Source organism: Phormidesmis sp. 146-20 (assembly GCF_052939475.1).
Genome location: NZ_JBJPHT010000001.1, coordinates 151,122 through 173,600 on the forward strand (window position 1 = coordinate 151,122; position 22,479 = coordinate 173,600).

General features: G+C 49.5%; 21 protein-coding genes. 9 read left to right on the top strand and 12 right to left on the bottom strand.

The genetic code is table 11. The annotated features are described in order from the left end of the window. Positions 1–3: 3 nt before the first annotated feature. From ACKFKH_RS00735 to ACKFKH_RS00755, 5 genes are all read right to left on the bottom strand, one after another. Positions 4–228 carry a DUF6887 family protein gene (locus ACKFKH_RS00735; RefSeq protein ID WP_446856300.1) on the bottom strand — a complete coding sequence of 75 codons (225 nt, stop codon included), beginning with the start codon at positions 226–228 and terminating at the stop codon, positions 4–6. Then, the gene (locus tag ACKFKH_RS00740) at positions 197–400 is read right to left on the bottom strand and encodes a DUF6888 family protein (protein WP_446856576.1); all 204 of its coding nucleotides are present in this window, start codon (positions 398–400) and stop codon (positions 197–199) included. The genes ACKFKH_RS00735 and ACKFKH_RS00740 overlap by 32 nt, the downstream gene beginning before the upstream one ends. Positions 401–465: 65 nt before the next feature. Next, a complete protein-coding gene (locus ACKFKH_RS00745) occupies positions 466–3,609 on the bottom strand; it encodes an ATP-binding protein (RefSeq protein WP_446856301.1) in 3,144 nt (1,047 codons plus the stop codon). Between the two features lie 120 nt (positions 3,610–3,729). Then, positions 3,730–4,140, bottom strand: coding sequence for a response regulator (locus tag ACKFKH_RS00750; RefSeq protein ID WP_446856302.1), 411 nt, complete (start codon positions 4,138–4,140; stop codon positions 3,730–3,732). 147 nt (positions 4,141–4,287) lie between these two features. Next, positions 4,288–5,856, bottom strand: a complete 1,569-nt coding sequence (locus tag ACKFKH_RS00755) for a sensor histidine kinase (protein WP_446856303.1) — start codon at positions 5,854–5,856, stop codon at positions 4,288–4,290. Positions 5,857–6,395: 539 nt separating this feature from the next. Here ACKFKH_RS00755 and ACKFKH_RS00760 point away from each other — a divergent pair. From ACKFKH_RS00760 to ftsZ, 5 genes are all read left to right on the top strand, one after another. Next, on the top strand, positions 6,396–7,115 hold the full coding sequence (locus tag ACKFKH_RS00760; RefSeq protein ID WP_446856304.1) for a response regulator: 720 nt from the start codon (positions 6,396–6,398) through the stop codon (positions 7,113–7,115). Positions 7,116–7,195: 80 nt separating this feature from the next. After that, on the top strand, positions 7,196–8,866 hold the full coding sequence (locus ACKFKH_RS00765; protein ID WP_446856305.1) for a phospholipase D-like domain-containing protein: 1,671 nt from the start codon (positions 7,196–7,198) through the stop codon (positions 8,864–8,866). A 265-nt stretch (positions 8,867–9,131) separates the two neighbouring features. Further along, a complete protein-coding gene (locus ACKFKH_RS00770) occupies positions 9,132–9,467 on the top strand; it encodes a DUF4168 domain-containing protein (protein WP_446856306.1) in 336 nt (111 codons plus the stop codon). Positions 9,468–10,390: 923 nt separating this feature from the next. Continuing rightward, the gene (locus ACKFKH_RS00775) at positions 10,391–11,227 is read left to right on the top strand and encodes a cell division protein FtsQ/DivIB (protein WP_446856307.1); all 837 of its coding nucleotides are present in this window, start codon (positions 10,391–10,393) and stop codon (positions 11,225–11,227) included. 212 nt (positions 11,228–11,439) lie between these two features. Further along, positions 11,440–12,738, top strand: a complete 1,299-nt coding sequence (gene ftsZ / locus ACKFKH_RS00780; RefSeq protein WP_446856308.1) for a cell division protein FtsZ — start codon at positions 11,440–11,442, stop codon at positions 12,736–12,738. A 6-nt stretch (positions 12,739–12,744) separates the two neighbouring features. Here the strand turns inward: ftsZ and ACKFKH_RS00785 are convergent, their stop codons facing one another. The 5 genes from ACKFKH_RS00785 to ACKFKH_RS00805 all read right to left on the bottom strand — a co-directional run bounded on the left by ACKFKH_RS00785 (position 12,745) and on the right by ACKFKH_RS00805 (position 16,510). Further along, positions 12,745–13,998, bottom strand: a complete 1,254-nt coding sequence (locus ACKFKH_RS00785; RefSeq protein WP_446856309.1) for a molybdopterin molybdotransferase MoeA — start codon at positions 13,996–13,998, stop codon at positions 12,745–12,747. Between the two features lie 65 nt (positions 13,999–14,063). Then, positions 14,064–14,744 (bottom strand): SAM-dependent methyltransferase, encoded by a 681-nt coding sequence (locus ACKFKH_RS00790; RefSeq protein ID WP_446856310.1) that lies wholly within the window; start codon positions 14,742–14,744, stop codon positions 14,064–14,066. Between the two features lie 68 nt (positions 14,745–14,812). Next, positions 14,813–15,034, bottom strand: coding sequence for a type II toxin-antitoxin system HicB family antitoxin (locus ACKFKH_RS00795; protein WP_446856311.1), 222 nt, complete (start codon positions 15,032–15,034; stop codon positions 14,813–14,815). Beyond that, positions 15,031–16,152 carry a type II toxin-antitoxin system HicA family toxin gene (locus tag ACKFKH_RS00800; protein ID WP_446856312.1) on the bottom strand — a complete coding sequence of 374 codons (1,122 nt, stop codon included), beginning with the start codon at positions 16,150–16,152 and terminating at the stop codon, positions 15,031–15,033. Before ACKFKH_RS00800 ends, ACKFKH_RS00795 begins: the two co-directional genes overlap by 4 nt. 118 nt (positions 16,153–16,270) lie before the next feature. Continuing rightward, positions 16,271–16,510 carry a helix-turn-helix domain-containing protein gene (locus tag ACKFKH_RS00805; RefSeq protein ID WP_446856313.1) on the bottom strand — a complete coding sequence of 80 codons (240 nt, stop codon included), beginning with the start codon at positions 16,508–16,510 and terminating at the stop codon, positions 16,271–16,273. 351 nt (positions 16,511–16,861) lie between these two features. On the opposite strand from ACKFKH_RS00805, the gene ACKFKH_RS00810 reads away from it, so the two are divergent. The 4 genes from ACKFKH_RS00810 (at position 16,862) to ACKFKH_RS00825 (ending at position 19,899) form a co-directional block, all read left to right on the top strand. Then, positions 16,862–17,098 (top strand): hypothetical protein, encoded by a 237-nt coding sequence (locus ACKFKH_RS00810; protein WP_446856314.1) that lies wholly within the window; start codon positions 16,862–16,864, stop codon positions 17,096–17,098. A 181-nt stretch (positions 17,099–17,279) separates the two neighbouring features. Beyond that, positions 17,280–17,474 (top strand): 50S ribosomal protein L33, encoded by a 195-nt coding sequence (rpmG, locus tag ACKFKH_RS00815; protein WP_446856315.1) that lies wholly within the window; start codon positions 17,280–17,282, stop codon positions 17,472–17,474. Positions 17,475–17,560: 86 nt separating this feature from the next. Next, complete coding sequence (rpsR, locus tag ACKFKH_RS00820) at positions 17,561–17,776, top strand: 30S ribosomal protein S18 (RefSeq protein WP_446856316.1); 216 nt, start codon at positions 17,561–17,563, stop codon at positions 17,774–17,776. A gap of 98 nt (positions 17,777–17,874) precedes the next feature. Next, positions 17,875–19,899, top strand: coding sequence for a ribonuclease catalytic domain-containing protein (locus ACKFKH_RS00825; RefSeq protein WP_446856317.1), 2,025 nt, complete (start codon positions 17,875–17,877; stop codon positions 19,897–19,899). A gap of 223 nt (positions 19,900–20,122) precedes the next feature. Here the strand turns inward: ACKFKH_RS00825 and ACKFKH_RS00830 are convergent, their stop codons facing one another. Continuing rightward, positions 20,123–20,665 (bottom strand): FHA domain-containing protein, encoded by a 543-nt coding sequence (locus tag ACKFKH_RS00830; RefSeq protein WP_446856318.1) that lies wholly within the window; start codon positions 20,663–20,665, stop codon positions 20,123–20,125. 358 nt (positions 20,666–21,023) lie between these two features. Continuing rightward, complete coding sequence (locus ACKFKH_RS00835) at positions 21,024–22,454, bottom strand: DUF2079 domain-containing protein (RefSeq protein WP_446856319.1); 1,431 nt, start codon at positions 22,452–22,454, stop codon at positions 21,024–21,026. Between the last annotated feature and the right edge of the window lie 25 nt (positions 22,455–22,479).

Consider the following 22,479-nt stretch of genomic DNA (forward strand, 5'->3'; position numbering starts at 1 on the left):
ACTTCAAGCAGACTGATCCTGCCGACCTTCGCGTTCTTCAACCATCTTTTTAAACACTTCAAACTGTTGTTCTGCCTCTTCCATCGTCTTGGGCGGCTCAAACCAAACTGCCTCAGAATCAGGCGTGCGGCGTTCGTACAAGGCATCGATAGCATCTAAATCGTCTCGATGAGACAGAATATAAGCTTTCAATTCTTTACGAGACATGCTTGCGAAATCTGGCTTCATTCAAACCTCCAGCGACCATTGCGATAAACGATGATTTCAAGCTCACTGCCAGCAAAAAATATACGTATCCTTCTCGGTCATTAAAGCGAAATAGATGAATGTCTCTGTAACCGTTAGACAATAGTTGGCAAAGAATCAGGCAGGTAATGGCTTGTGAATGAGTGGGGAAAATGGGTTACTCCTCAAGTTTGACACAAGTATTGTCGCAGATCGTTGGCTTGTTTGGATTTAGAAAAATTACGATCGCTCCCACCCTTCAAGAAATCTGGGTAGCTCAACTTTAAAGGTGGTTCCTCCTCCTAATTGGCTCTCAACAAAGATCGAACCTTTCATCATTTGAACGAGCCATTTTGTAATTGCTAAACCTAATCCAGTGCCGGGATGTCTGCGCGTGATGGTTTGGTCTAACTGTTTAAATTCTTCAAAAATTTTTGCAATGTTTTCTGGAGCAATGCCAATTCCAGTATCTTGAACGACGATCGCAACCTGCTGATTTTCAACCTCCAAAACTTCAACTCGAACAGTACCCACGTCGGTAAATTTGATGGCATTAGAAATCAAGTTAACTAAGATTTGCCTCAGTCGAGAACTATCATTAATAATCCAAGAATTGGTCAGATGAAGTTCTGTTTCTAAAGCGAGATTTTTTTGTTGAGCAAGCGATCGTAGTTCTGAAGTCGTCGCAATTATTAACTCGGGTAAACTGAGCCGTTCAAGTTTAAGCTCTAGTCGGCCGGCTTCAATTTTTGATAAGTCTAGAATGTCGTTAATCAACGCTAATAAGTTTTTGCCATTATTGAGAATGCGATCGACCATCTCGACTTGAGCCGGAGATAGCTGACGCTGACGTAACAACAGTTGAGAAAAGCCCATAATTGCATTCATGGGTGTTCGCAATTCGTGGGACATGGTGGCGATGAACTGTGACTTAAGTTGAGCCGCTTCGACTAATTTAAGATTTTGTAATTGAATCTGTTGACGCTGATTTTCTAACGCCTGATTTTGCTGCGCCAGAATTGAATTTTGAATCGCTAACTGTTCTTCTCGTTCTTCTAAGGCATTAATTAATTGAGCATTATTAAGGGCGATCGCCGCCTGCTCTCCAAACGCCACCAGCAAGCGAGTATCTTCTTCATCAAAGGCGGAGGTTTCGTCCCAGTTGCCTACCGCAATCACCCCCAATCTTCCGGCTTGAGCAGATTCGATCGTGACGGCGCAGAGAGAAGCGGGGAGGAGGGAGGAGGGAGAAGGGAAGAGGGAGGAGGGAAGAGGGAGGAGGGTTGGGCGAATGACGTGGGTTTCTCCGGTGAGGAAGACGTGTCCTAAGAGTCCCTCGCCGGGTTGGAAGGCTTCATTGATCGGAAAATCGTCGCGATCGAGTCCTGTGGTGGCGGTCAACTCTAGCTGTTGAGTTTGAGCATTTTGCAGGACAATTAAGCCAAATTTGGCACCGGGGATCGCTTCACAGACCGCATCGATCATGACTTGCAGGAGTCCAGGCAGATTGGTCAGACGCTGATTGAGCAAATCGGTAAGCTGCTGGAGCGTTCGCAGTTGTTGTTGTTGCTCGTTGAGGACGACGATCGCTTGTCTGAGACTTTGTTCGGCACTTTGGGTCGCTTGATAGAGACGGGCATTTTCGATGGCGAGCGCGGCCCGGCGGGCTAAATCTTCGGCAAGCGCTAGATCAGACTCGGTATAACGGCGGGACTCAGCCGCAGAAAAGGTAATCGCTCCCAAAATTTGCTGTCTCATTAACAGCGGCACCACCATCACCGACTCAAACCCAAAGGTTCGCAGCAGATCATAATGCTCGGTGTCTTGCGCCAGGCTTTTGAGATAAGTGTCAGAAATTTCGGGATGAAAGCTGGATCGCCCCGTTCTCAACACTTCAGGAATGCTGTCAGTAGAGTTAAAGTTGATCGGGTAGCGCTGCCTAAACTCCCGAAACGCAACAATCTTCTCAGGATCAGTGTGATAGAGCGCAGCCAGGTGAGGCTGTTCGTTTTGAATGGTGTGAATTATGCACCAGTCAGCCAGATAAGGAACCGCAAGCTGGGCCAGATTTTTGAGAATTGTAGCGGCATCCAGCGAACTGGCAAGCAAAATGCTGGCATCGGCCAAAAAACGCTGGGATTCCTCAACACGTTTGCGATCGGTAATATCTACAAAGGCCCCCACACAGCCTCTTGAATTGCCATACTCGTCAAATAAAGGAGCGACTTCTGAAAGAATTTTGGTTGTCTTGCCGTTTGATTGAACGAGATCAAGTTCTAAGCCAGAGAGTGGAATTCCAGTCATCGCCGCCCGCTGCATTGGCAATTCAAGTGGCAACAATTCTCGACCATTTTGCAAAATTTTATAAGGCAATTGATCGCCATCTGGCTGACTTTTTGAAGCGTTTTGTTGAGGCGAAATTCCTAATTGTTGGCTCAAATTTGCATTAACTTTAATCTTTTGGCAAGTGGGATCGTCTGCAATTCCAATGCCGATCGGAATGACATCCAGCAGCGTTTGCAGTTCGGTAACGCGATGTTGTAAATCTCGATTGAGTTGAATAATCTTTTCTTCGGCTTGCTTGCGTTGAGTGATGTCGCTGATGATCCCCGACATGCGAAAAATTCTGCCTGATCCGTCCTTTTGGGCCTTGCCGCGCGAGGTGCAATAAAGATAGCTGCCCGAAGAATGCTGTAAGCGAAACTCAACATCAAAGGGAGTACCCTGTTCTAAATGAGCCACGATCGCTCGCAGCACTTGATCTTGATCTTCAGGATGAATTAGCCGAAAAAAAGCGCTTTGAGCGGCTCCTAATTCTTCTCGTGATATTCCGACAATTTCAAAAAGACGATCGTTACAAAAAACCTCGTTTTGGTAAATGTACCAATCCCAAATTCCATCGTTTGACCCTTCTAAAACTAGTCGATAGCGTTCTTCACTTTCTCTAAGTTTTTGAGTGGCTTGGGCGGCTTGAAGTTCGGCCCGATTGACCCGAACAGCACTTCGCAAACTTCGCGCCAAAGTATCAGATGAAAGTGCATTTTTAGACAGATAATCATTTGCGCCTGCCTTCATCAATTCCACGGCAAGCTGTTCGTCTCCTTGACCTGTGAGTACAATCAGCGCGACCCCTTGCGGGTAACTCGAAGAGATCGCAATCTTTTGTTGTCGAATCTGCTGTACCAGACTCAATCCATCGCCATCGGGCAACTGATAATCTAGCAGTACACAGTCAAAGTCTTCTTGTTGTAATTGTGCAATTGCTGCCTCATAACTATCGACCTCGATCGCTTGGGGAATGTTTGCCGCCCGCAACGATCTCTGAACTGACAGACGATCAATGCTGTCGTCATCAACAATCAGAATTTTGAGCGTCTCATTCATAGCAGTCAACGGGTAACAAGGGGCAATTAGCGATTAACTGAGTCCAGCACGATCGACTTTTCAGGCTTTTGAAGGTGAGCGATCGTCGCTAACAGCTAACTGCTTTTTAAGGCATTTCTTCTAGGGCATTTCACAGAGCATCCAATACTTGTTAAGCGCGGCCATCGACTCCAAAAATCGAGAAAACGTCACAGGTTTGAGAATGTAACCCGCCACATTGAGGTTATATGCCTCTACTTTATCGTTATCTTCGTTGGATGTAGTCAGGACGATGACAGGCGTATTTTTGAGGCGATCGTCGGCTCTCAGTTCGCGCAAAAATTCGATGCCGCCCATCTTGGGCATGTTCAAATCAAGCAAAATGAGTCGGCGATGAGGCGGAACGGTAGGCGGATCTCCTCGCAGCATGTCCAACGCTTCAAACCCATTATTGGCAACAAACAGAGGATTGGTGATGTTATGTTTCTTAAACGCTCGTTGAACGTTCATGACATCCACCTCGTCATCATCGACCAGCAGGATGTTTAACATTTTCTCTTCTGACATATTGACCCTTCGATCTCTATCTTCACAATTTGTATAGAATTTGGGATCACCCGTTAGAAAGGTTAGAGGGTAGAGGTTTGGGGGTGACTGTTAAACCAGGTTGTCAAGAAGATTACACAACTTAACAAGGAGTTAGCCGGGTAGAGTCTTGAGCCAAGTAAAGCGAAACGTCGCCCCCTTGCCGACTTCTGACTCCAGGGAGATGCGTCCTCCTTGACCCTCCACAATCTTTTTCACTAAAGAGAGACCGATCCCCGTGTTCTCTACTTTGTCGCGAGCCTGCAATGTTTGAAAGATTACAAATATCTTCTCGTGAAACTGAGGCGCAATGCCCACGCCATCATCCTGCACTGTGAATTCGTAAAACTTGCCCTGGTCGATCGCCTCGATTTTCACCTGTGCGGTCGGTTTACCGTGATGTTTGATCGCATTACTGATCAGGTTGGCAAACACTTGCTCAAGTCCGAGGCGATCAGTTCTCAAAGTAGGCATGGGCCCGATCTGAATCTTGAAGTTGGGTGGCGGGGCAATCAAATCGAGAATGCCATTGAGCAAGTCTTTGACAGAAACCACTTCCGGGTTGAGGGGGGCGCGTCCGACTCGTGAGTATTGTAGTAAGCCATCAATTAGACCTTCCATCCGGTGTACTCGCCCCCGCAACAAGTCCATTTGATGGCGCGTTTCATCCGTCAGCACCGTTTCTAAGTCTTCCTCGATCCACTGCGAAAGGCTAGAAATGGCTCTCAGGGGCGCTTTGAGATCGTGGGAAACGACGTAGGCAAACTGATCTAATTCTTGATTGCGCTTTTCTAGAATGGCGGCCGTGTGGGCCAAAATTGTGGTCGTTTGCGCCAATTCTTCGGCCCGTGTCGCAAGGCTAATCTCTGCCTGCTTGCGGGCTGTGATGTCGATACAAGACCCGATGTAGCCCGCAAACTCTCCATTGCCCAAAAATCGAGGAACGCCCCGATCGAGCAGATCCCGATACTCCCCATCCGATCGGCGCAGCCGATACTCCATTTCAAATGACTGTCTCGCCTCAAATGCCGCCTGATAGGTTTGCTCAACGTCAGAGCGATCGTCAGGATGCACGCCTTCTAGCCAACCGTTGCCGATTTCTTGGTCGAGCGATCGTCCGGTAAAGTCCAGCCAGCTTTGATTAAAGAAATTGCACAGCGCATCAGTTCCCGCAACCCAAAGTAAAACGGGTGCCGTGTCAGCCATCTTGCGAAACCGATCTTCACTTTCTTGAAGGGCTGCATGAGTTTTGGCTTGTTCTGCCTCCATGCGCTTGCGATCGCTGATATCGAGACAGGCTCCTACCCATTCCCGCAGGCTGCCATCTTCGTTGATCGCCGGAATTCCGCGCACCGCAAAGTCCCGATAAATGCCGTCTGCGCCTCGTAGTCGATATTCCACCTCATAGAGAATGCGATCGTTGAGAGCCTGAGTCCAAACTTGGGCCACGAGTTCACGATCGTCAGGATGCACGGCTTGAATCCAACCCCAGCCCAGAATTTCTGCTTCAGTTTGTCCGGTGTAGGCGCTCCAGGCAGGCATCGGGGTAACCACTCGTCCTTCGGGATCGGTATTCCAGACGATGAGAGGAGTCGCTAACACGGGCGATCGAAACCGTTCTTTGGGGTCTCCGATTACGGAATGAGAAGATCTACTTTCTGCTTGAAACTCTGCTTGAGACATCACTCTAAATCAAGCTTCTGGATAGGTCGTTTCTATTAAGCAGGATTGGGCAAGGGGTGTCTATTAATCTCAGGGTGTAATTGGTTACTGAAGGAAGAACGCCAGTGATTGAGTCAATAATCCTCTGCGTGCTTGATGCTTTCATTCTCTCCTAAGATAGAGGTTACTGTTGACTTCGCGCGTAGGGCTGAAAAGTAATTACATTGATTCGTGTCCGGCACTACAGAGTCTTAATCAGATCACCAGGAGGGAACAAGCCTAACAAATTTCTGCCTAAAGGAATATCTCAGAGGTCATACGTACGTATCTATTAGTTGTGCCTATGCTATTAAATAGATCCGGATGATTGCGATTGTCAAAGTCTCAGGTATTTCGCTTCTAAATTTCTAATCTCGACTCGTGTAATTCATCAAGAAGTGTCATCTCACCGGGTGCCATCCTAAAAAAGGTAGGATAGCCACCTCAATAGATTGCACAGTTGCAACTCTTTTATTTTTCATGTTTTGCTATTTTCTAAAAACTGTGGGAGCTGATTTCCAATGGATCATGACATTCGCATTACTCTTATTGAAGATCACGACCTGACGCGGGTTGGCATGAGAACTGCTTTACAACAGCGCCCTGGCTTTAAGGTGGTGGGCGAAGCCGCAAACGGCACAGAAGGTCTCAAATTATTAACCAACGCCAAACCTGATGTGGCGATCGTCGATATTGGCTTACCTGACATTGATGGGATTGAGCTAACGCGGCGATTTCGTCAGTCACAAACGCTGGAAGATGAACCCTATACCAAGGTGCTGATTCTGACGCTGCAAGACAACGAAGATGTGGTTTTGGCGGCGTTTGCGGCGGGGGCAGACTCTTACTGTATGAAAGATGTCAGCCTCGATCAACTCGTCGAAGCGCTGCGCGTCACCCAAGAAGGCAACTCCTGGATCGATCCGGCGATCGCCCGTGTTGTTTTGCGGCAAACTCGCGATACCCAGGACGGCAACGGCGCAACGGTGGAAAACACGGTGACGATCAGCGCTGCGGAGCCTGAATACAACCAGATCATCGAAGCTTATCCGCTGACTGAGCGAGAGTTAGAAGTCTTGCAGCTAATTGTGGATGGATGCAGCAACGCGACGATCGCTGAGAAACTCTACATCACAGTTGGGACGGTCAAAACCCACGTTCGCAACATTTTGAATAAGCTTTGCGCGGATGATCGAACTCAGGCGGCGGTGCGGGCCCTGCGATCGGGCTTGGTTGGGTAACGTTCCTTTAAGCAATTCAGGTAATGGTTCAGGCAGGCAGTGTATTTGTGGGTTAGAGAAAATAATCCCCACGGTGCCCTATGCGTCAAACTACCCGCAAAGATGGAATTTCAGTCAAAGCCTACGCCGGGACGACAGGAGTCATTTTGGCGATGAATGTCACCCCTGAGCAGCGAAAAGGTCTGTTGGGGTTTGCGATCGCGCGGGTCGATGGGCGATCGGGCAAGAAAGAATGGCTAACGGGAATGCTGCCCTTTCCTCATATGCAGATTCGTCCTGGGCAACTGATCCCCAGCAATCGTGCTCCGATTCAAAAGTTTCGCTGGTCAGACTATCGGGTGTATGCAGACACGACTTACGAGTACATTGTGCATCCGGTTTACGGCGATCCCGAAAAGCTCAAAGTCGAAGCAGGGCTGTCAGTGCGCGTCAAGACGGCCAGTTCTCTAAACGGGGATCACTGTATTTTATTCAATCGAGCCGCCGCCGCGAGTCAAGCCTTTGGTCGCAAATTTCCTCAAGTCGAAGCGGATTTAGAAGCCGCCCGCAAAGCCAAAAAACCTCGTCCGCCCCTGCCTCCCGAAGCGCTAGATTGGTTGAGTCGAGGCGTGCTGGAGCAAATTGTTGGGTTTATTGATCGAGCGATCGATGAAACCTGGGCGATCGACGTTGCTATCTACGAATACGAGCTTTCTGAAATTGTGCAAGCGATCGCGGCTGCTCACAAAAGAGGCGTAAAGGTGCGGGTTGTCTACCACGCAAAGCCCGACGACGAGCAAACCGAACTCAACGCCAAAAACTTGGAAGCTTTACCCGACGCAGCAAAACGGGCTAGAGTCACTCACAACATTTGTCACCACAAGTTCATTGTTCTCAGTCGCATAGAGTCAGAAAATCTAGAGTCAGAAAGTCGCACTAGTCAAGCCGTCTTGTGTGGGTCAACCAACTTCACCGAAAATGGCATTTATCGTCAGGCAAACGTCGTTCATATCGTCAATCGATCGGACACTGCCCAATCCTATCTCGACTTATTTGAAGGGCTATTTCGCGGAGACAAGCCTACGGCAACGCGCCGATACATCAATCAAAATAATGCGATCGAGACACACCATTCGCTCTTTGCTGGCTTTTCTCCTCGGACAGGTAAAAAAGATTTGCAAGCCTTTGTTGATCTGGTTAAAGCTGCCGATCGCGACGTTTTATTCTGTACGGCATTCGATTTATTTGACCCGTTAGAGCAGGCTTTTTTAGGCGAACCCAACGATCCAATTTTGCGCTACGGCTTGCAAAATAGTCGCTCAAAAATTTCAGGATTTCACGCCGATCGCACTGCCGAATTCACCGCCACCGCTATGCTCAACGAGGGATTAGAAGGGTTTCTCAAAGAGTCTACTCAAGGGCAAAAAGGCAATATTTTGATTCACACCAAGCTGATTATTGTCGATTTCACCTCAGACCAGCCGACGATCGTCAGCGGCTCTCACAATTTTTCTTCCAACGCTTCTCAGGGCAATGACGAAAATTTCTTAATTGTGCAGGGCAATGTTGATGTCGCCGACTGCTATGGCTGCGAACTGATGCGGCTCTATGACCACTATCGATTCCGTTTTCGGCTGCGCGGTCTAGAGGCCGAGGGCAAAACAATCAAGCCTCCGATGCTGACCCCAGACGATCGCTGGACAACTGACTACTTTACCCCTGGCACTTTAAAGATGACCGATCGGCTCCGATTTGCCGGAGAAGCGTCCTAAAATCGCCTAAACTCTCCAGAATTTTTCGCCACAGCCTCAGATCTGGAAACTCCAATAAATCCTCATTAGTGGAGGACTTGAAGCCGAAAATCTGCGCTTAAAGTTCCAGAGAACTCGACCCCTTTTGGGTAACTCGAAGAAATCGAATTCACGTTAAAATCGAGGCGCTTCACCTGGAAAAATTGGGATGCGATCGCTGATTCATTTCCTTCTCTTGCTCTTTGCCTGCTTCCTGTTGGCTTTTCCCGCTCTTGCTGACGGTTCTATGCCTGTCACACCCGAAGTTTTGGCTCCCAACTCTTCGCCGCCCAAGCCTGCCGGACTGGACGCAACCAGCATTCCTTCTGAGAAGGTCAACCAGTTCATCAGCGCCTATTTGCAGGTCGTTTCTCTCATTGATCGCCGCGAAGGAGAGCTACAGGGTGCAGAAACCGAGTCAGAATCTTTGCGAATTCAACGAGATATCGAAGCGGAAGCGATCGCCGACATCGAAAAGGCGGGTCTGTCTCGCCAGGAGTATCTGCAATTGCTGGGTTTAGCGAATGTTGATCCTGAATTTGGCGAACGAGTCGTTACCCTATTGCAAGAATCGACGACGTAGACTCGGACAAACTTTCTCAAAGAGGCAAGTCCAGAATCAGCAATGAGTGATTAAATGAAAAGACGGATTCGGGCTTTTGAGATGGCACCCAGAGATCGACGATCGGTTCAAAGTTGCCTTTCTGCCTGGACAAAAGTCGCCTAGATTGACACTCCCCATGCCTAAAGGCGAGGGAATTCTTGGCTCAACGAAACCACTTAACCTAGATTCCTTGCAGTCTCTAGACCAGAGGTGGGATTCTCCCCAAGCGTTAATTCGGGTATGCCCTACCCTATTCGCACGAGTGCGAGTCCTGTTTCGGTCTGAAGCCAATTCGCTTCAAAAGGCTGGTCGTCTAGCTCCTCTAAATCTTTTACCTACTGCGAGGAGGGAACTAGAACCATGCAGTAGAACCGCATAGATTTAATTGTCAAGGTGCAGCGTGTCTTTCGACAACCAGGTTTTTTAAGTGGTTGATTACCTTGCCACTAGAATGAGTGTACCAGATGAGTACACAGCATGACTGAAAAACAACTTCACGTTAGAGTCTCCGAGGAGGAAATGAAACCACTTGAGCGCTATGCTAAAAAGTCAAAGCGAACCAAGACAGACGTTGTACGTGAATTTCTGCGCTCCTTGCCGTGAGAGATTGGCGCTACCGCGCCGTCGCTATTCATCCCCATGCCCAAAGGCGAGGGGCTTTCCGCTCAATTTCGGTAATCGTCGTCTATCTTGATCGGCGCAATTCAAAGCTTTCAACCTCCCTTTTCTCAAGGCTTTTTCTCAAAGATTGACGGAGCCGAGAGAAGTCGCGAGTCCTAGCAGTTTGCCATTTCAACCCCTGTTGAGGACTTCTGCAAAAGCATTTCTGCATAAATATTCCTTCAAAAATAATCTTTTCAAAGTAATTCCGTCTGCCGAACCCAGTTTGTGAGTGAGCCAGGATGACCAGCATTGCCCCCGTTTCCCAGACTGAGTTGAGCCAACGACGGCAAAAACTACGCCGCCAGAGACGTGTGAGATTTTTTCAGGCCAGTTGGCGCAGTCTTGCTGTTTTTGGGCTGGCCACTGGGACGGTTTGGGCGGCGACTTTGCCTGCCTGGGTCATTCGCAAACCTGAACAGGTTACAATCAAGGGCAATCAATTTATTTCTGCACAAACTATTCGCACCCTGTTGCCGATCGCCTATCCTCAATCTCTTCTAAAAATTCAGCCTCAGGCCGTCTCGAATGCGCTCAAAGCCAAAGCTCCCATTGCCGAAGCGACCGTCGATCGCCAACTGTTTCCACCCAGTCTCACTGTGAGAATTCAGGAGCGGACTCCGGTTGCGGTTGCCCTTCCTCAAGCCGGGGCCACCAAAACTACCGACCCGGATCAGCCTGGATTATTAGATGAAAACGGCATCTGGATTCCCTTAGAAAGCTATACTTCTCTCAATCAAAGCCTAAAACTCCCCACGCTAAAAGTGACGGGAAAGCTCAGTCAATATCGTGCCAGTTGGTCACAGCTTTATCAGGCGATTCGTCGCAGCTCTGTCAAAGTTCTTGAAGTCAATCTGGACGATCCCAACAATTTGATTCTTAAGACAGAATTAGGAACCGTCCACTGTGGACTCTATGGTGCAAACTTTACAAGTCAGCTTAAAGCGCTCGATCGCTTGCGACGATTACCCAGCCGCGTCAACCTCAACCAGATTGCTTACATTGATTTGAGAAATCCAGAATCCCCCTCTGTTCAAATGATTACGCCAAAAAGTCCTGTAAAATTAAGTACCCCCTAGGGCATTCACCATGCGAATACTCATCACGCGAATACTATGCGAAAATTTGCAAATCTATCACTACAAAACGTAACTTGAGCCTGTCACCACCAATACGCTTTTGCTTTTATAACTATGGCAATATCGTTGGTTTCTCAAGTTAGATTATCCCAGCGATCTAGAGTTTTTCTAGGACTGGTTTTTTGTTCATAAATCATCGCCCGTACATTCCAATGACGCTTAACAATGAGTCAAATACCGTTCCAATGACGCTCGATAGCAGCCTAGAGCAGGGCTACGAAAATTCCCATGCCGAAGGACAATCTGGCTTTTCGTCGATCGCAGACAACTCAAACTCGTTTGGGAACTCCAGTCTCTATCTAAGCCAGAATTCCAGTCTCAAAGGAATGCCTGGAGAAGATTTAAGGAGTGGTGATATCGTGCCAGGAAGTATTGCGAAGATCAAGGTGATTGGCGTTGGCGGGGGCGGGGGCAATGCGGTCAACCGAATGATCGCCAGCGATGTCTCAGGAGTCGAGTTTTGGACGGTCAATACCGATGCTCAAGCGCTGGCTCAGGCAGCAGCCCCTAAGCGATTACAGGTGGGTCAAAAGCTGACAAGAGGATTGGGCGCAGGCGGAAATCCGGCGATCGGGCAAAAAGCCGCCGAAGAATCTCGCGATGAAATTGCCACGGCGCTCGAACATGCCGATTTGGTCTTTATCACCGCTGGCATGGGTGGGGGAACTGGGACGGGAGCCGCCCCGATCGTTGCCGAAGTCGCCAAAGAATTAGGGGCCCTGACGGTCGGAGTGGTGACTCGTCCTTTCACCTTTGAGGGTCGGCGGCGCACAGGTCAGGCCGAAGAAGGCATCGCTGCGCTGCAAAGTCGAGTCGATACGCTGATCATCATTCCTAATGACAAACTGCTGACGGTCATCTCTGAGCAAACCCCCGTCCAGGAAGCGTTTAGAACGGCGGATGACATTTTGCGTCAGGGCGTGCAGGGCATTTCTGACATTATTACGATTCCCGGTTTGGTCAACGTCGATTTTGCTGATGTGCGAGCGGTGATGGCGGATGCGGGGTCAGCCCTGATGGGGATTGGCATTGGGTCGGGCAAATCGCGGGCCAGAGAAGCAGCGATCGCCGCCATTTCTTCTCCTTTGCTAGAAGCGTCGATCGATGGCGCGAGAGGAGTCGTCTTTAACATTACGGGCGGGTCTGATCTGACGCTGCACGAGGTGAATGCTGCCGCAGAAATCATCTACGAAGTTGTCGATCCCAATGCCAATATTATTTTTGGTGCGGTGATTGACGAACGGCTTCAGGGTGAAGTGCGGATTACCGTGATCGCAACTGGATTTTCGCCCGAAACTCAACAACAACAAGCGCAAGCAAAACCCTCTGTCTTACCCAAGCGTCCTGCGCCCATCAATCCCACACCTTCTACGGCTCCTTCAGAACCGAAAGGTAAGCCGCCTGGTTTAGATATTCCTGAGTTTCTGCAACGCCGGAGACCTCCTAAGTGATCCCTGTTAAAGGGCGCTGATTTGCAGAACCTGGATCGTTTCTCCTGGTGAGACGTGGATTTGTCCGACTGGAATCATGCCAAGACAGTTGGTTCCAGCCAGGTTGATCAGGTTACCCGAACTGTGGCTACCAGGCGCGATCGCAAATTCATACTCCCCATCCCTCAACTGCAACTGCCCCCACAAATAAGACTCTCGCTTGCCGTCCGATCGTAGCTCCTGGCTTGTTTTTGCCTTGACAAAGATTGGCTCCCATCCCTGAGTGACTCCTGACAGTTTGCGAATCGCAGGCTGCACAAATCGCCAAAAGGTCACCAGCGCGGAAACGGGATTGCCAGGAAGTCCGAAATAGAACGTTTTGAGTTGAGATTCTGAATTCTCAAAAGTGGCGAAAGTCAACGGTTTACCCGGTTTGACGGCGACGGATCGAATATGAATTTCTGCGCCCAATTCTGCCAGGATGCGATCGACGTAATCATAATCCCCCACCGAAACGCCTCCCGACGAGAGAACGACATCCGCAGTCGAAAGGGCATGAGCGATCGCGTCTTTGAGATCATCGGGACGATCGGGCACAATTCCCAACGGCAGCGCTTCTGCGCCCATCTGAGTGCTCAAGGCGGCGAGTGCATACTGATTGGAGTCTACGATCTGCCCCGGCTGCAAAGGCTGACTCGGTGTAACCAATTCGCTGCCCGTCGATAAGATAGCCACTCGCGGACGACGAAACACCGACACCTGAGTACATTGAGCGGCAGCTAAAACGGCAATTTCGGGGGCCTGCAAGCGCAAACCTGCGGGTAAGAGGGGAGTGTGCGATCGATAAAATGCCCCCCGATGCCTGACAAAGGCCTGTGGTTCGGAGGGCGGTTTGAGGATTAGGATTTGTTCTCCTTCTCGTCTCGTTTCTTCCTGGATGACGATCGTATCTGCCCCTTGAGGCATCACTGATCCCGTCAGAATTCGTGCGGCTTGTCCTGACTGAACGGTTTTCTGAGGCTGATGTCCTGCTGGAATTTCTTCGACGATTTTCAGACTAGCTGGCTTCTCGGTACTACTAGCTTTCACATCCTCAAAGCGCACTGCATAGCCATCCATTGCAGAATTGTCCCAGTGGGGAAAATCGAGATGACTCGTCACATCCGCTGCCAGAATACGCTGTAAAGAGGCTTCTAAAGGGACAGTTTCAGAGTGGCGATCACGCTCAAAAGGCTGGACTAAACCCAAAATCAATTCTTCAGCTTGTTTGGCTGGCAACATAAGTTAAGGCACAAGGAATTTTTAGAACGGCAAATTCGCTGATCAACCTGTTGTGAAGATACAGGCTATCTCATCACCTTTAGCATTTTATTGCCGCCTCGCTGCAACTCATAAGGCACAGTTTGAATTTCGCATGTGTGCCCTTTGGCTTTTAGCATTTGAACGATCGCCGCTAGATGTTGAGACGGTTTCAGCCCTAGCGTCAATAGCGGGAAAATTCTCACTTCTTTGCAAACTCTCAGCATTTCGCAGATGCCTTCTAGATGAAATCGCTCGTCCAATTGGTCAGAGTACAAAAACAGGAAGTGAGAACAAAGCCCCAGATCATAGTCGTCGTCTCGGTATTTCAGAGTGGGTAACGCTGCGATCGTATATCGTCCTTCTGCCTTTCCCGGCTCATAATCGGCGCAAAACAATGCCATCGTGCGTTCTCGATTGCTTTTGAGTTGCTCAACCGAATCGTGATACGTCCAAATCCAGTCATCAGGCGAGTCTCTGATCTGTTGAATAATATTGTCCACAACGGCATCAAATCGACTTTTAATTTCAGCCGCCGTGAATGCGTAAAGCGGATCGATCGACTGAATTCGATAGCCTTGCTGTGTCCCTTCTGCGTTGAAACTAGCTGGCCCGTCTCCCACGCCTAGAATTGATTTCTGTAAATCATCTTCCGTCAGGTCAAACATCTGAATGTACTCATCGAGCGAGCGCCCAAACGGAACCACGCTCTCTAACTTCATTGCCATAAATTACGTCTCAGCTTGAGTAGATTAATGAAGTCGCTGGTTAGCGATCAGTGGCTTGAAAGCATGAGTCAGGATGCAAATTGATAGATGGCAGGGCGATATTTTGGGGTGGGAATGGGTTTGCCTTCTGCTTTCGCGGTTTCTAGCCAAGCTGCTTTTGCTATCAAGACTTCGTGAACGGCTTCTTCAACGGTTTCACCAAAGGCGGAACAGTATTTCAGGTCGGGAATGTCGGCGATATACCCTTCGTCTTCTTCACGGTAGAAGATGTTGATGTGATAGTCTTTCATGGCTCGTCTTCACCTGTCTTCGTTTCCAGTGTAAGGGCGTATTCTTCAATCAAGATGATAAATTGGTGAACTTGGTAGGGGATGGCTTTTCCTTTTTTGTTTTGAATGTTGACAATTTCGGGAATGTCAGGATGAGTAAAAATGTGATGACTGCCGCTAATTCGTGACAATGTGAAGCCAAATGCTTCGATGAGGGAAACGAGTTCATCGAATTGGATATTTTTGGAGCCAGCAAGGATTTTTTCCAGGAGTTTGCGTTTCTTTGACATGGCATTTTGGAAGCATTTGGCTATTCCTGTAATTCTCCCACGGTGAGCATTCGGGATTCGATCGCTTCCCAGGTTTTGGGCGACATCTCGCCAGCGTCTTTCTGCAATATTTCCTGCAACCAATTCCTCAATCAAGTTATGGTCGGCAATGTGTTGAGCGACGAGATACTCCTGAATGGTGAGGTGGGAAAACGAGAGGACATCTGCGGCACGTTCGACTAAGATTCCCTGCTGAATTTGGATTGCTTTTAAGACTTCTTTGCCATCTAAGTGTTTTGGCGCGTTGAGATTGCTCTCTAAAAACGTACAAATTTGCTGGACGACTTCACGTCTGGAGAAGAAAAGGCGATTCCTCACAAACCCCGCATAAGCAATCTCTCCCAACATCATTTCTTCGAGTGCCACGCTCAAATCTTTGTAGATCGGATCGCGTTGAATGCGCTTTTCGGCTGCCCACTTCTTCAGCAAAACATCTAGCACATCGCCATAGAGAACAGCCCTATTCTTGGGAAAGGCTTGCGAGTCGTCGAAAACGAGACACAACAGGGTCAACAACAGCGGCGTTTGAGCAAGTTCCTTGGTGGCTGAGTATTCAGGCTCCTGCAATCGCTCCCAACACTTCTCGGCTATGCCAAATTGCTTGTCCTGTTCGCTCTGAAACCAGTTGGTAATGAACTGCTGAATCTGAACATCGTCAAAATCCGCCATCTCCACATCTTTGAACTGGCGAAATCGACTGTGATAGGCGGCCGTTCGGCAAGAGGCAATGAAGCGATTCTGTTTGTGTTTGCTTTGAGCGTGAAACGCGATCGTTTGAGTTCCGAACACGATCGTTTGAGTTCCGAACACGATTATTTGAGTTCTGAGTGCGATCGTTCCTGTTTGAGGTGCAATTGTTCCTGTTTGAGGTGCGATCGGCTGAATTCAGAAGGCAGTAGCTTCGATTTACATAGAGTTCGTTCCCTGGTTAACTCTCATCATTCCGTGCATCTTCAAGAAACAGGCGAATAAATTCCTCAGCCGCCGCCGGATTGAGCCTTCGCAACGCCCGATAGATCTCAAACAAAGCTTCTGCCAACGGATCTCTGTCTTCACTGACCCAACGACTCATCACACCGCGATGAATTCCCATCGTGATTGCAAGTTGATTCTGGCTAATCCCATAGGTCGTTAGCACTTGTCTGAGGGCATTCCCTGCTTTTCCCATTCGCTGAACTGTGACAGAGCCTTTTGACTAAATAATGTTGTCAAATGACTTCATCAAAGATAGACTGTTGTCAGTTGACGCTACTGTTATCCACCCTTTGTTAACGTGAATTCGACAGTTTTTTCGCTTCGTTGTTCAGCCCTTCAGCCCCCCAACCCCCCAATTCTGGGGAACTTCAATCTAAGATTTCCGGCTCAAAGTCCCTCACTTGTGGGGGATTTAGGGGGCTTCCAAGATCTGTAACCGAAGCGAAAAGATTCATCGAGTTCACCCCCTGTTAAGAACCAGTCCGCGCCCTGGAAAAGCCTTCGGACTGGCTCACAGATCCACTTGTCATGGAACGTCATTATTATGCACTACAAACAACGCCTAGAGCCTTGGGCCGTGATGCGCCTGCTGCCAAACATGCAACGCATTACCCTTGCCCGTCACCGATCCCCCTCCAACGCCGACCATTATTGCCGCGCCCTCCAACGACTCGAACCCCAATCAAAATTCTGCGTCGTCTTCGACCCCATCCAAGAAGACCGATCGCACCCCAGGGAACCCGATCGCCGCAAAACCCTCTCCCAACTCAATGAATCTTGAACACAGCGAGAGGGCTTTTGAAACTCAAAGTCCCCCAGAATTGCGAGATTTAGGGGGCTTTTCGAGATTAGTAACTTCTTAGCTAGAAATCCCCTTAAACGTCTGATTGTCCAAGTCCGTCACCGTATGTGATAATAGTCCTTCGTGTCTAAATCAAATTTCTCCATCTGGGCTGTCCACTATGGCTAAGAATAAGGGCGTAAGAATCATCATTACGCTGGAATGTACCGAATGTCGCACCAATCCTGACAAACGTTCTCCCGGTGTCTCCCGTTACACCACCATGAAGAACCGTCGCAACACCACTGCCCGCCTAGAACTCAAAAAGTTTTGCCCCCACTGCAACAAGCACACCGACCACAAAGAAATCAAATAGACTGCCGTTAGCAACAAGCTGGTAACTTTTTGCCCGTAGTCACGTTTGGCTACTGACCACTGACCACCCTTACCTTTAGGATTCCTATGAGCTATTACCGTCGCCGCGTTTCACCCCTCAAGCCCGAAGAACCGATCGACTACAAAGATGTCGATTTATTGCGTAAATTCATCACCGAACGAGGCAAGATCCTTCCCCGTCGGATCACCGGCCTGACCGCCAAGCAGCAGCGCAATCTGACCACCGCGATCAAACGGGCCAGAATTGTTGCGTTACTTCCCTTCATCAATCAAGAAGGGTAATTCGTGGGGTGTTAAGGTGTAGGGTGTGAAACGCTTTCGCCGATATCAGGCACCCAGATTGCAGTTGACACTTTAACCCCCATAGTGAATAGACTTCGATGGAGAAGGGCACCCTAGTCGAATTTCGTTTAAATGGAGAGCGCCGCCTCGCCGTTGCCGATCGTCCAGAAGGTAAAAAACACTGGATTGTGATCGACGATCGGGGCCAACCCCACACCCTCCACCCTCGCCAGATCACCTGCGAAGTCGCTGAAGAAACCTACAAGTTTTCCGACATTCCCAAATTTTTGCGGGAGATTCAGCCCTATCTCGACCCCTCTAGTCTAGAGGTTGCGTGGGAGATCCTCAGCGAAACGGGCGACACGACAGAGCCATCAGAAATGGCCATGCTGCTATTTTCTGACCAAACGGCACCATTGTGCTACGCAGCTTACTGTTTGCTCTCCGAAGATAAGCTTTACTTTAAGCAGAAGGGCGATCGCTACGAACCTCGTCCCGCCAGCCAGGTTGCCGAACTGAAGCACCAGATCGAGATGGAAGCCCAACGCCAGCGCGAGTGGCAAAGTTTTCTCGATCGCGTCCAAACCGTTCTTCAGGGCAATACGGCTGAATGGCAAGTGAGCGATCGATCCCGACTTGATGCCCTAGAGCGATTTGCTACCCTGGGAGAAGAGGCCTCCCATCGGACTCCTGCCCTCGAAACACTGGCAGCACTGAAACGGCCGGAAACCCCCCAGGCTGCATGGCAACTTCTCGTCGATTTGGGTTTGTGGAGTCCCCACGAGAATCTATTTCTGCGGCGTAGCCAGATCCCAACTCATTTTTCTACAAAGGTTCTGGAAGTGTCGCATAATCGTTTGGAGTTTCCACCTGCTGATCTCAACGCCGATCGCTTAGACCTGACTCACTTGAAGGTATATACAATCGACGACGAAAGCACCCGTGAGATTGACGACGGCTTAAGTCTCGAAGTTTTGCCTGACGGTCAGCATCGCCTGTGGATTCACATTGCCGACCCGACTCGCTGGCTGATGCCTGGAGACGATTTAGATCTAGAAGCGCGTCGTCGAATTACCACGATCTATCTGCCAACGGGAATGATCCCCATGTTTCCGTCAGAGTTGGCGACCGGCCCGATGAGCCTCAATCAAGGGAGAGTGTCTTGCGCGTTAAGCTTCAGCGTCATTTTAGATGAGTCTGGAGGCGTACAAGACTACAGCATTCACACCAGTCTGATCAAAGCCACCTATCGCCTGACCTACGATGATGTCGATGAGATGTTGCAGTGGGGCGTACAGGCCGAGTCTGAATTGGAAGCGATCGCCAAGTGGGCCAAACGTCGAGAAGCCTGGAGACAGTCTCAAGGAGCGATCAGCATCCACATGCCAGAGTCTTCGATCAAGGTGAGCAGCGAAAGTGACGAGATCACGATTCAACTGCTCGAAGATTCGAGGGCGCGTCAGTTGGTTGCAGAAATGATGATTTTAGCGGGAGAGGTGGCCGCTCGTTATGGTCGAGACCACAGCCTGCCGATGCCTTTTCGCGCCCAGCCCCAACCGGAGTTGCCGTCCGAAAGTGAGCTTTTGCAGCTACCTGCGGGCCCGGTTCGCTCTTGTGCAATTCGCCGCTGTATGCCTCGTAGCGAACTGTCGATCACGCCTGCGCGTCATGCCAGCTTGGGGTTAGACAACTACACTCAAGTCACGTCTCCAATTCGTCGCTACAGCGATTTGCTGACGCATTTTCAGATCAAGGCGCATTTAAGAGGGGCCGACCTGCCATTTTCGCCCGACGAGGTAAAGGACTTGATGCTCACCATCAGCAGCACCGTCCAGGAAGCTTCACTAGTAGAGCGACAAACTAATCGCTACTGGGGACTAGAGTTTCTGCGTCGTCACTCTGATGAAGTCTGGCAAGCCTTGATGCTGAGATGGCTGAGAGAGCACGAAAATTTGGGGCTTGTCTTACTAGAAGATTTGGGTCTGGAGCTACCGATCCGATTTGGTCGATCGATAGAGCCAGGTGATCGCCTCGATCTCAGAGTCAGTCACGTTGACCCCAGACAAGACATCATCCAGTTTCAAGAAGTGACGCAGCAAGCTGTTCAGCAAGCAGTGGGTTGAGGCGCGACCCCTTGCGGGTAACTCGAAGCGACCCCTTGCGGGTAACTCGAAGAGATCGGGGTTCAAGAAACGACCTGGCAAATCGGGTAGCTTTCAAAAGACCTTAAGCGTTAAACATCCCTGCAAAGGAAACTCCCCCGTTTCACCCTAAATTTAAAGTTTAGAGGCGACCACGAGGGAATTGTTCTATCGCATGTTGCACATTTGGTAGCGCTTGAAAAAACTACGATCGCGTCCCTCCAACCAGACCCGATAGGTTTTTCTTGTTGCTGACGACAAAAAACTCGACGTGGATGTGGCTCAGAGACACCAGATCGCCATCTTGAAGCGTGCGCCGCTCTAATGTAGGGAGGCGATGACGGTTAATAAACGTGCCATTGCTGCTGCCTACATCCATCACATAAAACCCTTCTAGAGGACTGTGACCAATGACGGCGTGACACCGAGAAATAGAGGGATTGGGAACAGCGATCGCACAGTTTCGACTGCGACCAATCAGCCAGGTTGAAGCAATTTCTGTCACCCGTGCTTCTTCGAGGTCAAACAGGTTGGTGGTTAAAAAGGCCGTTCTCCCAGTGGTCGCTGCTTGAATGTAGTAAGACGCAGGACAGCGTTTGGAAGCTTGAACGATCGGCCCCACAAAGGTCGAAACTTGATCAAAATCGTGGTCGCAATCTGCAAGGAGCGATCGAGAGATGTCCGGGTTTTCTTTGAGAAAGTCCAGAGCGTAGTGATCTACATTACCGGACTGTTGCAGGTTTACCATAGTATGCGCTTAAGAAGTAACTGCGATGCGACAACAAATCAAATTAGAGTCGCCAGACCCTCAAACCCTGACAAAACCTGACAAACGGCACATGCAAATGGGCTGGAATCTCAAATGTTGGCTGACTAAGGAGGGGATTGTCAATTCACCCATGTGGGTGATTTCGCTTCACTACTGTTGCATAAAACACTAGACGCAGGAGGCTTGACAACCGTAACAGAATGTTTCTTCGCGAAAGCTTCACATGGGACTCAAGAAGGGCAAAGTTTCTTAAATTCTTGAGAAATTTTCAGGGTGGTGGGGAACCGTCGATTTGAACAGAACTTCGCAGCTTTGAGGCGGGTTGATCTACGAATCGTCAGCGCTTTCTCTCAAATAAGTAGACGCGATCGCGCTGGTATTTCAGCCGAAATTGTGAATTACTTTGAGTCAACTGTAAGACTTGATTTGCCAGTTCTAAACTGCTCGCCCATCCGGGATGCTGCAAGTTGAGCAACACATAGTCAAAGGAATCTACCTGAGCAGGCGGAGCAATCAGTTTGGTGTACTCCAACAAAGGGCGATGGGTCAGGTGAGGAGCGATGTAGCTTGTGGTCAAAACAGCCCCTTTGGTCGTGACTTGCGCGATCGCGGCTCTAGTAGCCTGCCAGGTATCGAGCCGATCGAGGTACTTTCCGGCAAAAAACCCGTACTTCGCCAAGGCCAAAAAAGCGACCAGTGACCAGAGAACGATCGCCCGTAGAGGTTTGATCCAGAACTTGTTGGCGGCCATTGCCGAGATCACAGACAGCATCAAAACCGGCAGCACTGGCAGTGAGTATTGGTGCAGTAAATCGCGCTGAAGTTCTAACTCTGACAAAATGTTGATAACCAAGGTAGGCAAAGCTGCAACCAGAGGCGCAAGATGGCGAAGTGACAGCCCCCAGGCGATCGGGATCAGTAGCAAAAATAAATAGAACAGCGTGTCGATCGAGAAAATCTTGCCCAAAATCAACCAGGGCTTGAGAAACAAATTCTGGATCACTTCTGGTAGAGACGCTCCCAGGTAGCCATATCGCGCTACAGATTCAACGCCCCCTGGACGAAAGGAAGGAATCACCACCTGAGTCACCAAAACGAACCAAATGGAGCCTAGCAGCAGGGCGATCGCGCCACATTTGCGTTTCTTCTCAAAGACAAGTAGCCAAAAGCCCATCGCTGCAACGGTTAGTGACAAGGCATCTCGACAGCCGAGACTCAAAATGATGCAGACCGTAAACCAGCCTACTCGATCGCTCCTGGCTGCCCAAACCGAGGTTAATATCAACGGCAGCGCTATCACTTCGGGGTGAAAGTCAAACAGGTTAAGGTTAAACAGCAAGGGATAGAGCAGATAAGTCAGCGCGATCGTCTGTGCTTGAGAGCGAGTTAGCCCCGCTTGTCGCGCCAGATGCCACACGGGTAGCGCCCCCATGCTCAGAGAAATCGCCTGAATCGCAAACAGCCAGTACACACTGGGGTAAATTTTGTAGAATCCTGCGACTAGGTAGAGAATCCAATCGGCATGACCGCCCATAAAGTGATAGCCCCAAAAGGAGACGATCGGCGTGATCCCCTGGCTGATCAGATAAACAGCTTGATCAAAATAGCCCAAATCCAGCGCAGTTGATTGAAACAGCAGATGACGCACACTACTGCATCCAAAGAAAATCAGGCTATTGAGGACAATGATGGCGACGATCGGGCGGGGGACGATCGCGTCCAGATCCAGCCGATTTAGATACTTTTGCCAGCCTTGTTGAATCTGCATGGGGAAAGACGCTCAGTGACCTTCA